The following is a 13,256-nucleotide window of genomic DNA, read 5'->3' as shown; positions in this document are numbered from 1 at the left end:
CAAAGCGCGTCGCCTGAAAAGCCTCAGGCGATGCGCTTTAGGTCTTTGCTTTGATGCATGTCGTTGTCCCGGAACCGCTGCACACTTCTGGGCGACATGCGTTGGAAGCACTCCTTGCATGCACCGGCAGCGGGAGGCAAGGGCGGGCAGACTGACTGGAAGGGTAGGGTGCCTTTGAAGCGGGCTCGGCTTGCCTGCCGGACGTTCGGCATATACAATGGCAAAATGTCTGACTATTCGTCCCGCCCCTCTTCGGCGTCCCATATCCCGATGGATGCGCTCAGCGAAGTCCTGCAGGATTTTCACTTGAGCGGGGTCAACTATGGCCGCTGCGAGCTCCGACATCCATGGAGCATCGCCCTTCCGCAACAGAAGCTGCTTCGCTTTCACTTTGTCGGCCAGGGTCCGTGCTGGATTTATACCGAAGCGGAAGGCTGGCAGGAGTTGCGCGATGGCGATCTGGCGCTGCTGCCGCAAGGCATCGCCCATCGGCTTGCCAGCGCGCCGGACGTCGTCGGCGACTCGCTCGAGGGCTGCCAGGTGACCAAGCTGGGGAGCAATGTTTGCGAGGTGGTGCGGGAAGGGACGGGCGCGACAAGCACTCTTTTCTGCGGCTCCATGGCCTTGGGCGTCTGTGCGCTCAATCCACTGATCACGTTGATGCCGCCGATCATCAAAGGCTGCGATGTGGCCGGCAATGACCCGGTCATGCGTCCTTTGCTGGCGGCTATGACGGCCGAGGCCGCGCAGCCGCAGATGGGCAGCGCCACGATTCTGTCGCGCATGGCGGATTTGCTGACAGCCCGGCTCATCCGCTGCTGGGTCAATTGCACGGGAGCCTCGACCACCGGTTGGCTCGCCGCCATCCGCGACCCCCATATCGGCCGCGCGCTGGCAGCCATGCACCGAGACCCCGGCCATAACTGGACCTTGGAAAGCCTTGCCGGCCTGGCAGGCCAATCGCGCTCGATTTTCGCCGAGCGCTTCAGCGCCGTGCTAGGGGAGGGCGCCGTCCACTATCTCGCCCGTCTGCGCATGCAGCTTGCCCGCGAGTTGCTGGGGCAAAACGGCTTGTCGGTTGCGGAGGTTGCTACCCGTTTGGGCTATGATAGCGAAGCATCCTTCGCGCGCGCGTTCAAACGCATCACCAATGTCTCGCCAGGCGTTGTGCGTCGCACAATTTCCGGACGAGCGGACATGAATTTCGGATTTTAAGATGCATATCATCCGAATGGACTCGTCTATTTAAGATGTCCAGACCTTGGAGATCTTTCAGTGACAGACACAACATTACAGCTTGACGACGAAGACACGGCGTTAGACCTCGACACCGCGGCGCCAACCACGTGGAACGCAGCCACCTGGTTCTCGGTCATTTCATTGGCGGCCACCAGCTTTGCCCTGGTGTCAGCCGAATTCCTGCCGGCAGGCCTGCTGACGCCAATGGCGCGCGATCTCGGCATCAGCGAAGGAACGGCCGGACAGGTCGTCACCGCCACCGCTTCGGTCGGAGCCGTGACGGCCATGTTGAGCAATGTTCTCATCGGCCGATTGAATCGCAAGACGGTGCTGGTCGGCCTCAGCGCCTTGGCGGTCGGTTCCAACCTCCTTGCAGCGCTGGCACCCAATTTCTGGCTGTTGCTGCTGGGCCGGGCCGGGCTCGGAATCGCTCTCAGCGCCTTCTGGGCACTCTCGGTTGCCGTCGTGGCCAGGCTGGTTGGCGCCAGTGCGACAGGTCGGGGCATGGGCATCGTCACCCTCGGCGTCTCGCTCGCCACCATTGCCGCACCATCGGCGGGCGCGTTGATCAGCGACTGGCTGGGATGGCGCAGCGCCATGGCCTTGACAGCGGGGCTGGCCGTGATTGCCATGCTGCTGCAGTTGCTAAGCCTGCCGACCTTGCCCGCCACGGCCAGCAATAGTCTTGCGGATGTATTTCGGCTGACACGGCGGCGTGGCATTCAACTCGGCATGCTGGCCATCCTTCTGCTGATGACAGGGCATTTTGCCGGCTCGGTTTATGTGCGCCCGTTCCTCGAGCACGTGACGCTCCTGGCAACCGGACCAATCGCCTTGGCCCTGCTTGGATTTGGCGTCGCCGCCGTGATCGGCAATGTTGCCGGCGGCCGCATGGCCGACGCCAATATCCGCATGGCTCTCGTGGGCACCGCGGCGCTGATGGCGTTTGCTGCTCTGGCATTGGTGCTTTGGGGCGTGCACATCGCAGTTGCCTTCGGATTCGTCACGCTTTGGGGCTTGGCATTCGGCATGGCACCGGTGGTGCTGCCGACCAATCTGTCGCGCGCGGCACCTGATGCGCTGGAAGCGGCGGGCAGCCTGATGGTCGTCTCTTTCCAGGTTGCCATCACCACCGGCGCGGTTGTAGGCGGCTATGTCGTGGACACCTATGGCGCCACGGGGCCCTTGACCCTTACCGTCGTCCTTGCCGCATCGACAGTTATGCTGGCGCTGCTGCAGCCTCGCGGGTGAACTTCGCTGCAGACCTAGAGCGTCTCACCGTTTCACGAAAACGATGAGACGCTCTATCTCTTTGTTTTTACACAATTCCGAACGGAAGGTTGCGGCGAAGTCGCCGAACCTAAACGCCTCACACTTTTCCTGGAATTGTTCTGAAGCGCGTCGCGCCTGAACGGCCTCATGCGCCGCGCTTTAGGTTGTTTTTATGCCGCCTCAAATCCGGACCGCCGCGATATTGCAGCCTGGTTACACAAGTTTATGCGGCCCGGTCGTTGCGTGCCGCCACAATCAGCGGTTAAGGCACGCTTGGCTCTGGCCTTTGGGCTTCGGCCATTGGAGGCGGCTGCGATGGGCGGCCGCCTTTTTGAGGAGATGATTGACATGAAGAAGTTTTTGCTCGTCGCCGTAGGTGTTGCGGCGTTGGCCGCCTCGGCTTGCTCCAAGGGGCCGGAATGCACGCAGGAAATAGCCGCCAAGAAGGCGCAGGACATGGCTGCCGCACTTCAGGCGGCGATCACCAAGGATCCAAGCAAGGCCGCCGACCTGACCGCAAAAGCTCAGGCCGTGACCGCCAAGTACCAGGGCGCGACGACGCTCGACGAGGCCTGCAAGGCCTATGACGAATTGACTGCCGCCTTCAAGGGTTAAGCGCAGCCGTCGAGTAATGCGAAGGCGGTGGCCAGGCGGCCGCCGCCTTTTTTTGTTTTGCGCTCCGCTTCGAGCTTCCAGAGACGTTTCAGGCTATCGCCATTGCCCGTTTGTGGTCGGCGACCTCCGACAGCAGCCAGTCCTGGAAAAGGCCGGTGGCCGGCTTGTTGCCGATGCTGCGCCGCTGATGCAGGTAAATGCCGGCGGGATAGGTGTGGCGGGCGCTGAACGGGGCGACGAGCCTGCCTTGCTGCAGAAGATCCTGCGCCATCATGGTGTCGGCCAAGGCGATCCCGGCGCCGTTTATCACCTCGCGCATGATCAAGGTACAGTCATCGAGCGTCGTGCTGGATTTCGGCGTGGTGTCGAGGACGCCTTCCTGCTCCAGCCAGCGCCGCCAGCGCATGCTCTCGCATTCGTGGATCAGGTGATGATTGACCAGATCGGCGGGTGTTCTGAGCGGCACCGGCCCTTCCAGCAGCGACGGCGCGCAGACCGGGGTCAGGACCAGTGGGATCAGCAGCGTCAGGGCCGGGCCGGCCTTGTAGACGAACTCGTCGACAATGGCCAAATCGAAGTTGGCGCGCTTGCCCGATGTCGAGATCTCCAGGTCCACGGACGGGTGCAGCTTACGGAAATTCGGCAGCCGGTCGGCCAGCCAGAGATTCAGGACCGCCGGCACGCAGAGCACTCTGACGCGCTGAGTCCTGCCATGCCCCGGCCCGTCAACAAAGCTGACATCGCCGGTGGCCCGCCAGATGGCCTCGAATGCCTCGGAGAGGCTGCGCGCATAATATGAGCCCCTGATGGTCGGCGTTATCTGACGAAAGCCGCGCACGAACAGATCCTGGCCAAGGTTTCTTTCCAGCGCGCGGATGTGGCGGCTGACGGCGGAGGGCGTCAAATGCAGCTCTTCCGCGGCATCCTTGATGCTGCCGAGACGCGCGGCGGCCTCGAAAGCGCGCATGCCGTTGAGTGAAGGCAGGGCCATTGCCCAATCATGAATTGTCAGTTGAGTTTTTGTCAATCGACTTGGGCAAAATTGGCGTTTGATCGCCTGGCGGTTTCGGGGATACCCAAATGGCAAGAGCGACTAAGCCGCCGTCAGAAAACAATTATCCGGGTACTCCGATACCATTTCCCCAACGGTGCAAACCGGCCTCACCGGTTTCACCGCTGGCAGGAGAGGCTTTGCGGTAACGCAGCCGACTTGGCAGGAGCCGACCCGCAAATGGGAGAACGAGCTTTATGCCTCAGTCGCCGGTGCCGGTCTTCGAAGCGGCGGACGAGATTTCCGCCGAAACCGCGGTCGTCGTGATCCTGCAGCCCGCTCAAGACGGTTTTGGCCTCCGGGCAGCGGCGCTCGATGCCGAGATGGACGGGATCTTGTCCCGCGCCTGCTCCGACCGCGGCGCTCTCGAGGAGTCCGGCGCCTGCGTCGACGTTATTGCCCCCAAGGCAGTATCGGCCCGGCGCGTGGTGGTGTTGGCTTTGGGCAGAGCCGAGACCGTAACCACGCTTTCCCTGGCACGGGCCGGCGGTCTGCTTGCAGCGCATCTGGAAGGCAAGGGCGAATGCACGGCCACTCTGGTGCTGGACCCAGTCGCCGGTGTGGACCTGCCCGCGGCGGAAATCCTGGCGCGGGTCGCGCTCGGCATGCGGCTGCGGCGCTATCGTTTCGACATGCGCAACCGGCGGCAAGGGGCAGGCGCGGATCGCACATTGCGGGTGCAGCTGATCGGCGCCGCCGGCCCGGAACTGGGCTCGGCTCTGGCGCGGGTCAACGCGATTGCCGACGGCGTCGAATATGCGCGCACACTGGTCAACCTGCCGCCGAACCATCTCCACCCTGACAATTTCCATGTTCATCTGGAGCCGCTGCGCGAGGCCGGCATCGATGTCGAGATCCTCGACCCGGCGCGGCTGAAAGAGCTTGGCATGAATGCGATCCTGGCCGTCGGGTCGGGGTCGGCGCGACCGCCGCGTGTCGCGGTCCTGCGCTATCGCGGCAAGGGCGCTCCGGCGCAGCCACTGGCTTTCGTCGGCAAGGGCGTCTGCTTCGATTCCGGCGGCCTGTGCATCAAGCGCGGCGAGCAGATGTTCGACATGAAGGCCGACATGGGCGGGGCCGCCGCCGTGGTCGGCCTGTTGATCGCGCTCGCCCGGCAAGGCAGCCCGGTGCATGCCGTCGGCGTGCTCGGCATCGCCGAGAACATGCCGTCGGGCACCGCGCTCAAGCCGCGCGACATCATCACGACGGCGTCGGGACAGACGGTAGAAGTGTTCGACACGGATGCGGAAGGCCGGCTGATCCTGGCCGACTGTCTCTATTACGCCGCCTCGCGCTTCAACCCGTCGGTGATCGTCGATCTGGCCACGCTGACCTATTCGGTGATGCGCGGCCTCGGCTCGGTGTTCGCCGGTCTTTTCAGCACCGACGACACGATCGCCGCGCGGATGATCGCGGCCGGGGAAAAGGTCGGCGAGCGGTTCTGGCAGTTGCCGCTCGACCGGGCCTATGACCAAGGGCTGCAATCGCCCTTCGCCGATATCCGCCACCACGCCAAGGACATGGAAGACGGCGACGCGCCTTATGCCGCGGCGTTCCTGCGCAATTTCACCGAAGACCGTCCCTGGGTGCATCTCGATATTGCCGGCAAGGAACTGGCCGACAAGGACCGGCCGCTGGGCCGGGAGGGCGCCACGGCCTTCGGCGTGCAGATGCTGGAAGAATGGGTGCAGTCCGGCCTGGCGGCGAACTAGGCGGCAGCGAGATGTCTTCAACCAAGCAGGAAACCGGGATGTCGTCCGAGATCGTCAGCAAGGAAGGTCGGGCCGGCTTCGGCGCCTATGAGACCTGGTATCGGATCAGCGGCGAGCTCGATGCCGCCAAGGCGCCCGTCGTGATCCTGCATGGCGGGCCGGGTGCCGCGCACAACTACGTCGACGCCTACAAGCTTCTCGCCTTAGGCGGCCGTGCGGTCGTCCATTACGATCAGTTGGGCTGCGGCAACTCCACCTTGCTGCCGCAGAAGGGCGCCGATTTCTGGACGCCCGGGCTCTTCATCGACGAATTGGAAAACCTCGTCGACCATCTTGGGATCCGCGGCGGCTTCCATGTGCTCGGGCAGAGCTGGGGTGGCATGTTGGGCGCCGAATATGGTGTCACCCGGCCGAAAGGCTTGAAGTCGCTGACCATCGCCAACTCTCCGGCTTCCATGAAGCTTTGGGTCGAGGAAGCCAACCGGCTGCGCGCCGATCTGCCCAGGGACGTGCAGGAGACGCTGACGAAGCACGAACAGGCCGGCACGACGGACGATCCGGCCTACCAGGAAGCGACGATGCGGTTCTATGAGCGGCATGTCTGCCGGGTGCTGCCATTCCCGCCCGAGGTGACCGAGACCTTCGCCCAGATAATTCGCAACCCGACCGTCTATAATGTGATGAACGGCCCGAACGAATTCCACGTGATCGGCACGCTGAAGAGCTGGAGCGTCATCGACCGCCTGCCGGCCATCGAGGTTCCCACACTCCTCATCTCCGGCCGCTACGACGAAGCCACGCCCGCGACCGTGCAGCCATTCAAGGACGGCATCAAGGGATCGCGCTGGCGGATATTCGAGCATTCCAGCCACATGCCGCATGTCGAGGAGCAAGAGGCGTGCATGCGACTGGTGGGAGGCTTCCTGGACGACAACGACAACTGAGAAAAGGGGAATGACGACATGAAGAAAGTTCTTTTGGCGGCTTCGGCCGCGGCTTTGCTGGCCGGCTTGTGGCTGGCTCCGGCGCAGGCTGAATATCTCAAGGAGCACCGAGGCGGCACCATCCGCCTGCTCGCCCGCTCGGCTGCCGGAACGCTCGATCCGCACATCAACTACACCGACCAGGGCTGGCAGATGTACCAGCCGATCTATGACGGCCTGGTCACCTTCCGCAAGGCTGAGGGCGTCGACGGCTTCAGCATCGTTCCGGACCTCGCCGAGGCGCTGCCCACGGTCAGCAATGACGGCAAGACCTACACCTTCAAGCTGCGCAAGGGCATCAAGTTCTCCAACGGCCACGATCTCGGCGTGAAGGACGTCGTCGCCTCCTTCCAGCGCATCTTCAAGATCTCCGGGCCGACGTCGGGCACGTTCTATGCCGGCATCGTCGGTGCCGACAAATGCCTGGCCGACACCAAGAGCTGCACGCTGGAAGGCGGTGTCGTCGCCGACGAGGCGGCCGGCACGATCACCCTCCATCTCACCAAGCCGGATGCCGAGATCCTCTACAAGCTGGCCCTGCCGCACGCCGTGATCCTGCCGTCGGACACGCCGGCGGAGGATATGGGCTCCAAGCCGATCCCCAGCACCGGCCCCTACATGATCTCGGCCTTCGATCCCAACAAAGGCATGACGGTTTCCCGCAACCCCAATTTCAAGCAGTGGAGCGAGGAAGCGCAGCCGGACGGTTATCCGGACGTTGTGCAGTATGATTTCGGTCTGTCGGAAGAGGCGGCCGTGACCGCGATCCAGAACGGCGAAGCGGATTGGATGTTCGACGCGCTGCCCAGCGATCGTCTCGGCGAACTTGGCAGCAAGTCCATGGACCAGCTGCACATCTCGCCGCTTTCAGCCTGGTGGTACGCGCCGCTGAACACCCGCATGGCTCCGTTCGACAATGAAAAGGCCCGCCAGGCCGTCGCTTACGCCGTCGACCGCAACACGCTGGTCAAGCTGTTCGGCGGCAAGGTGTTGGCCTCGCCGGTCTGCCAGGTCCTGCCGCCGGACTTCCCCGGACATGAGGACTATTGCCCCTTCACCAAGAACCCTGGCGCCAAATGGTCGGCTCCGGATGTCGACAAGGCCAAGCAGCTCGTCGAGGAATCGGGCACCAAGGGTCAGAAGGTGACCATCATCGTCGAGGATACCGAGATCTCGCGGTCGATCGGCGTCTATCTGCAGAGCGTGCTGACCAGCATCGGCTATGTCGCCGACGTCAAGCCGATCTCGTCCAACCTGCAGTTCACCTACATCCAGAACACCAACAACAAAGTGCAGATGTCCGTCAGCCAGTGGTACAAGGATTACCCGGCCGCGTCGGACTTCCTGAACATCCTGTTCAGCTGCGCCTCCTATCGCGAAGGCTCGGACGCTTCGATCAACATCTCGGGCTTCTGCGACAAGGATATCGACGCCCAGATGCAGAAGGCGCTGGACCTCGGCGTCACCGACCAGAAGGCGGCCGACAAATTGTGGGCCGCGATCGACAAGCAGGTCACCGACAAGGCGCCGGCGGTCGGCCTCTTCACGCCGAAGCGGCTCGATTTCGTCAGCAAGCGCATCGGCAATTTCAAGTTCAACCCGCAGTTCAACTGGATTATCACCCAGTCTTGGGTGCAGTAACGAACCGCGGAAGGCACATCGTGTCCAGCCAAGTCGCCGCCATGCCGCGCAAGACGCGAGGGCCCTGGGCCGTCGCGTTTGCGAAGCTGGCAACGGACAGGGCCGCCATGGCGTCCCTGGCCATGTTCCTTATCATCGTTGTCGCCTGTTTCAGCGCGCCGCTTTACGCGAAATGGGCAGGCACCGACCCGTTCGCCTCGACGCTCGACGCCGTCATCCAGATCGACGGCGCCGACGTTCCGGTGATGGAACAATCGACCGAGGGGCTGGGGCTTGGCTACACGCCGATCGGTCCGACCTGGCGGCTCGGCAATTACTTCCTCGGCGCCGACAGCCAGGGCCGCGACGTCATGGCAAGGCTGCTCTATGGCGGGCTGGACTCGCTGCTGATCGCCGGCGCGGCCACTATCTTCACGCTGATCTTCGGCACGCTGGCGGGGCTGATCGCCGGCTATTTCGGCGGCATCACCGATACGGTGCTGTCGCGCTTCCTCGACGTGCTCTGGGCATTCCCGATCTACCTGCTGGCGATCTCGCTCTCCATCGTCACCATCGCGCAAGGTATCGCGATCGGACCGATCGAGATCCAATCGGGCAGCCTATGGCTGCCGATCGTCATCATAGGCATTGTCTATATACCCTATGTGGCGCGTCCGATCCGCGGGCAGGTTCTGGCGCTGCGCCACAGCGAGTTCGTGCTTGCCGCGATCAATCTCGGCGTGCCGGGCTGGCGCATCCTGTGGCGCGACATCCTGCCCAACATCACCACTACGCTCATCGTCTTCGTGCCGCTGATGATGGCGCTCAACATGCTGACGGAATCGGCGCTTTCGTTCCTGTCGATCGGTGTGCAGCCGCCGGCGGCGAGCTGGGGCACCATCATCCAGGACGGCCAGGCGCTGCTCTACACGCGGCCGCTGGTGGCACTGGTGCCCGGCCTGGCGATCGCCGTTTCGGTCATGGCGCTCAACGTCTTCGGCGATGGTCTGCGCGACGCGCTCGATCCGCGTTCCAAGGTCCGGCTGGGGCGCGACTGATGTTTTATGCGATCCTTCGCCGTTTCGGTCAGATGCTGTTCGTGATGTTCGGCATCTCGGTCATCGTCTTCCTGATTTTCTTCGCCACGCCCGGCGCCGATCCCGCCGCGCGCATCGCCGGCCGCAACGCCTCGCCTGAGGTGCTGGCGGCGGTGCGCCACAGCTTCGGCTTCGACCAGCCGCTCTACGTGCAATACACGCGCATGATGGAGAAGATCTTCATCACCGGCGATCTGACCTCCTTCGTCAATCGCGGCTGGAAGGTCGTGCCGGCGGTCTTGGATTCGATCCCTGTCACGCTGTCGCTGGTGTTCGGCGCGGCGATCCTCTGGGTGGTCGTCTCCATCATCATCGGCATCGCCGCCGCGGCCACCCGTGACAGCTGGCTGGACAAGCTGCTGATGGCGCTGGGCCTGTTCGGTATTTCCATGCCGGTCTACTGGCTGGGCGAGGTGATGAACCTGATCACTCAGAGCCGCTACCACGACAGCTGGGCGTTCTCCTGGGTGCCGCCGCTCGGCTACAAGAACTTTTCCGACGATCCCAAGGGCTGGTTCCTGACGCTGGTCATCCCATGGATCACGCTGGCCATCCTCTATATCGGCATTTACGGGCGCGTCTTGCGCGCGGCCATCATCGAATCCATGCAGGAAGACTATATCCGCACCGCCCGCGCCAAAGGCCTGTCGGAGACCCGCATCCTGTTCCGCCACGCCCTGCGCACCTCTTTGATCGCCTTCGTCACGCTGTTCGGCCTTGACTTCGGCGCGCTGGTGGGCGGTTCGGCTCTGCTGACCGAAGTCGTGTTCGGCCTGCACGGCATCGGCAAGCTCACTTATGACGCGCTGCAGAACCTCGACCTGCCGATGATCATGGCGACGGTCATGTACGCCTCGATGTTCGTGGTCATCGCCAACGCCGTCGTCGATTTCGTCTACATCCTCCTCGATCCGCGCCTGAGGGCATCATGATCCTGTCTGTGCGCGATCTCAGAGTATCCTTCCGCACCCATGACGGGCCGGTGCGCGCCATCGACGGCGTTTCCTTCGACCTCGAGGAAAGCGAGATCCTTGGCGTCGTCGGCGAATCCGGCTCCGGCAAGACGGTGTCGCTGCTCGCCGTCATGGGGCTCATCACCGACCCGAACGCCACCATCGAAGGCTCGATCCGCTATAAGGGCCGAGAGCTGGTGGGGCTGCCGCCGCGCGAGCTTCGTCGCCTGCGCGGCAACGAGATCGCGATGATCTTCCAGGATCCCATGACGGCGCTGACGCCGGTCTACACGATCGGCTGGCAGATCGCCGAACAGATCCGGGCGCATCGCGGCGTCAGCAAAGCCAAGGCGATGGCGCGTGTCGAAGAGCTGCTGGCGGAGGTGAACTTCCCCAATCCGCGCGAGGCGATGTCGCGCTATCCGCACCAGCTTTCCGGCGGTATGCGGCAGCGGGCGGTGATCGCAATGGCCCTGTGCTGCGATCCGGCGCTGCTGGTTGCGGACGAGCCGACCACCGCGCTCGACGTCACCGTGCAGGCCGGCATTCTCGACCTCGTGCGCAAATTGCGCGCGACGCATAAATCGGCGGTAGTCTTCATCACGCATGACATGGGCGTGGTCTCCGAGCTCGCCGACCGCGTCATGGTCATGTATGCAGGCCGGGTTGTCGAGCGCGGTACGCGCACGGAACTGTTTTCCGACCCTCGACACCCCTATACGCGCGCGCTGCTCGGCTCGATTCCGCCGTTGACCGGCCAGAAACCCCGGCGCCTGCCGGCCATCCCCGGCTCGCCGCCGTCCTTGCTGCGGCTGCCGCAAGGCTGCGCCTTCGGTCCGCGCTGTCCGGTCCGCTACGAGCCTTGCGAGGCCGATAAGCCCGGTCTCGGCAAAGGCGCCCACGCGGCAGCATGCTTTCGGGTGGCACAGGCATGAGCGAAGCAATGATGGACGCCGACCGACCGATCCTCGAGACGCGCTCTCTGGCCAAGCGCTTTTCGATCGGCACCCGGTTTTCCGCCGAGGGCAGGCGGACGGTCCACGCCGTGGACAACGTCTCGCTGACCGTGCGGCGCGGCGAGACGGTTGGCCTGGTCGGCGAATCCGGATGCGGCAAGTCCACCCTGGCGCGATGCCTGGTGCGGCTCTACGACATCACCGACGGCAAGCTTCTGTTCGAGGGCGACGACATCACCTCGAAGTCGCTGTCCGAGCTCAGGCCGCTGCGCCGGCGCCTGCAGATGGTCTTCCAGGATCCCTCAGCCTCGCTCAATCCGCGCCGGCGCGTCGGCGATCTTGTCGCCGAGCCTCTGCGCATCCACGGCAAGCTTTCGGCCAAGGAGATCACGGCGCGCGTGGCGGAGCTGTTCGAGCTGGTCGGACTGCTGCCGGACCATGTGATGCGCTATCCACACGAATTCTCGGGCGGTCAGCGTCAGCGTGTCGGCATCGCGCGGGCGATCGCGTTGAACCCCGACCTCGTCGTGCTGGACGAACCGGTCTCGGCGCTCGACGTGTCGGTGCAGGCCCAGATCGTCAACCTGCTCGCCGACCTGCAGGAGAAGCTGAAGCTCACCTACATCTTCATCGCCCACGATCTCTCCGTGGTTCGCCAGGTCTCGACCCGCATCGCGGTCATGTATCTCGGCTCGATCGTCGAGGAGGGGCCTGCGGAAGAGGTGTTTGCGACGCCGGCCCATCCTTACAGCCAGGCGCTGATCTCGGCGGTTCCGGTCGTCGAGACGACGCCTACGGGCGTTCGCAAGCGCATCATCCTCACGGGCGATGTGCCGAGCCCGCTAAAACCTCCATCCGGATGCCGTTTCCACCCGCGATGCCCGATCGCGGCTGAACGCTGCCGTTCTGAGCGGCCGGAGCTTCAGGAACATCGTCCGGGCCGCAAAGTCGCCTGCCACTTCCCGACTTTGACCTGAATCGCCTTCTTTGCGGGTGGCGGGCGGCCGCCGGAGGAGATCAGTTCTTGGCGATGGCGCCGACTTCGACCGAGTCGACCCGCTTCAGGCTCATGCCGATCACCGGCACCAGCTGTTTGTCGACACGCACGGCCACCGTCACGGTCATCGAATTGTCGTCGGGCACGCGGGCCTGCATGACGCCGTTCAGCTGGTTGCGGTTGATGGTGAAGACGACCTTCTGGGCGTCGACGACGTTGCCGCCGACAATGTCCATGCCGTTGCCGGTCGAGCCGCCCATGAAGGCGCCCCTGTAGCCGTCGCGACCCTTGCGCTCAACGGTCGCGGACATCTTCTGCGTGAAGACGCCGACCCGGCAGTTGCCGTCCAACGTCATGCCGACCTTGCCGTCAGGCGTCGAGCCGTTGAAATCGCAGGTGAATTTGGTGCCCTTGTACTTGCCGGCAATGATCTCGCCAGGGCCTACCCATCGGCCTTCGACGGACCGGAAGAACTGCTTGTCCGGCTCTGCGCCAAAGGCTTTTTCGACCAATCCGAGCGGCGCGGCGATAGCAACGGTCGCAGGCAGCACGCAGGACAGGATTACGCTTCTCATGGACGACACCCGGCACGACAGAGTCTATTCTTGGGACCTGGTCGACCATGGCGAAGATTGGTTAATGCTTCGTCACTAGAGCATGATGCCGAAAAGTGTGAAGCGGTTTTCGGACGGCATCATGCTCCACTTCTTCGACTCAGAGCCGGATTCAGATTTCAGGTCGAATCGAACTGAAATCATCCG

At 63.6% G+C, this 13,256-nt stretch carries 12 protein-coding genes; 10 read left to right on the top strand and 2 right to left on the bottom strand.

What is annotated here, in order from left to right; translation table 11 throughout:
- The first annotated feature begins 225 nt into the window (after positions 1-225).
- From EN852_RS10105 to EN852_RS42235, 3 genes are all read left to right on the top strand, one after another.
- A complete protein-coding gene (locus tag EN852_RS10105; RefSeq protein ID WP_189545805.1) occupies positions 226-1,215 on the top strand; it encodes an AraC family transcriptional regulator in 990 nt (329 codons plus the stop codon).
- 60 nt (positions 1,216-1,275) lie between these two features.
- On the top strand, positions 1,276-2,490 hold the full coding sequence (locus EN852_RS10100) for an MFS transporter (protein ID WP_127875145.1): 1,215 nt from the start codon (positions 1,276-1,278) through the stop codon (positions 2,488-2,490).
- Positions 2,491-2,658: 168 nt separating this feature from the next.
- On the top strand, positions 2,659-3,126 hold the full coding sequence (locus tag EN852_RS42235; RefSeq protein ID WP_246694227.1) for a hypothetical protein: 468 nt from the start codon (positions 2,659-2,661) through the stop codon (positions 3,124-3,126).
- An 88-nt stretch (positions 3,127-3,214) separates the two neighbouring features.
- Here EN852_RS42235 and EN852_RS10090 read toward each other — a convergent pair whose 3' ends face one another.
- Positions 3,215-4,117: a LysR substrate-binding domain-containing protein gene (locus EN852_RS10090; RefSeq protein ID WP_127863818.1), complete on the bottom strand. Its 903-nt coding sequence runs from the start codon at positions 4,115-4,117 to the stop codon at positions 3,215-3,217.
- A 257-nt stretch (positions 4,118-4,374) separates the two neighbouring features.
- On the opposite strand from EN852_RS10090, the gene EN852_RS10085 reads away from it, so the two are divergent.
- Genes EN852_RS10085 through EN852_RS10055 form a run of 7 tightly spaced genes read left to right on the top strand, consistent with a single transcriptional unit; the run spans position 4,375 to position 12,475 of the window.
- Positions 4,375-5,889, top strand: a complete 1,515-nt coding sequence (locus tag EN852_RS10085) for a leucyl aminopeptidase (RefSeq protein ID WP_127875146.1) — start codon at positions 4,375-4,377, stop codon at positions 5,887-5,889.
- 38 nt (positions 5,890-5,927) lie between these two features.
- On the top strand, positions 5,928-6,833 hold the full coding sequence (locus EN852_RS10080) for a proline iminopeptidase-family hydrolase (protein ID WP_127875147.1): 906 nt from the start codon (positions 5,928-5,930) through the stop codon (positions 6,831-6,833).
- A gap of 18 nt (positions 6,834-6,851) precedes the next feature.
- Positions 6,852-8,513: an ABC transporter substrate-binding protein gene (locus EN852_RS10075; protein WP_127875148.1), complete on the top strand. Its 1,662-nt coding sequence runs from the start codon at positions 6,852-6,854 to the stop codon at positions 8,511-8,513.
- Positions 8,514-8,533: 20 nt separating this feature from the next.
- On the top strand, positions 8,534-9,550 hold the full coding sequence (locus EN852_RS10070) for an ABC transporter permease (protein ID WP_127875149.1): 1,017 nt from the start codon (positions 8,534-8,536) through the stop codon (positions 9,548-9,550).
- Positions 9,550-10,521: an ABC transporter permease gene (locus EN852_RS10065; RefSeq protein WP_127875150.1), complete on the top strand. Its 972-nt coding sequence runs from the start codon at positions 9,550-9,552 to the stop codon at positions 10,519-10,521. Before EN852_RS10070 ends, EN852_RS10065 begins: the two co-directional genes overlap by 1 nt.
- Positions 10,518-11,477 (top strand): ABC transporter ATP-binding protein, encoded by a 960-nt coding sequence (locus EN852_RS10060; protein ID WP_127875151.1) that lies wholly within the window; start codon positions 10,518-10,520, stop codon positions 11,475-11,477. Before EN852_RS10065 ends, EN852_RS10060 begins: the two co-directional genes overlap by 4 nt.
- 8 nt (positions 11,478-11,485) lie before the next feature.
- Complete coding sequence (locus EN852_RS10055) at positions 11,486-12,475, top strand: dipeptide ABC transporter ATP-binding protein (protein ID WP_127875336.1); 990 nt, start codon at positions 11,486-11,488, stop codon at positions 12,473-12,475.
- A 40-nt stretch (positions 12,476-12,515) separates the two neighbouring features.
- Here the strand turns inward: EN852_RS10055 and EN852_RS10050 are convergent, their stop codons facing one another.
- Positions 12,516-13,070 (bottom strand): hypothetical protein, encoded by a 555-nt coding sequence (locus EN852_RS10050; RefSeq protein ID WP_095818606.1) that lies wholly within the window; start codon positions 13,068-13,070, stop codon positions 12,516-12,518.
- Between the last annotated feature and the right edge of the window lie 186 nt (positions 13,071-13,256).

It is taken from the genome of Mesorhizobium sp. M2E.F.Ca.ET.209.01.1.1, assembly GCF_004010375.2.
Lineage (GTDB): Bacteria > Pseudomonadota > Alphaproteobacteria > Rhizobiales > Rhizobiaceae > Mesorhizobium.
This window is presented reverse-complemented; position numbering and strand designations above follow the sequence as displayed.

Excerpts from the sequence above, each read along its gene's own strand:
- EN852_RS10105 (WP_189545805.1), top strand. The coding sequence starts at position 226 with ATGTCTGACTATTCGTCCCGCCCCTCTTCGGCGTCCCATATCCCGATG.
- EN852_RS42235 (WP_246694227.1), top strand. The coding sequence starts at position 2,659 with ATGCGCCGCGCTTTAGGTTGTTTTTATGCCGCCTCAAATCCGGACCGC.
- EN852_RS10090 (WP_127863818.1), bottom strand. The coding sequence starts at position 4,117 with ATGGCCCTGCCTTCACTCAACGGCATGCGCGCTTTCGAGGCCGCCGCG.
- EN852_RS10085 (WP_127875146.1), top strand. The coding sequence starts at position 4,375 with ATGCCTCAGTCGCCGGTGCCGGTCTTCGAAGCGGCGGACGAGATTTCC.
- EN852_RS10080 (WP_127875147.1), top strand. The coding sequence starts at position 5,928 with ATGTCGTCCGAGATCGTCAGCAAGGAAGGTCGGGCCGGCTTCGGCGCC.
- EN852_RS10075 (WP_127875148.1), top strand. The coding sequence starts at position 6,852 with ATGAAGAAAGTTCTTTTGGCGGCTTCGGCCGCGGCTTTGCTGGCCGGC.
- EN852_RS10065 (WP_127875150.1), top strand. The coding sequence starts at position 9,550 with ATGTTTTATGCGATCCTTCGCCGTTTCGGTCAGATGCTGTTCGTGATG.
- EN852_RS10060 (WP_127875151.1), top strand. The coding sequence starts at position 10,518 with ATGATCCTGTCTGTGCGCGATCTCAGAGTATCCTTCCGCACCCATGAC.
- EN852_RS10055 (WP_127875336.1), top strand. The coding sequence starts at position 11,486 with ATGATGGACGCCGACCGACCGATCCTCGAGACGCGCTCTCTGGCCAAG.
- EN852_RS10050 (WP_095818606.1), bottom strand. The coding sequence starts at position 13,070 with ATGAGAAGCGTAATCCTGTCCTGCGTGCTGCCTGCGACCGTTGCTATC.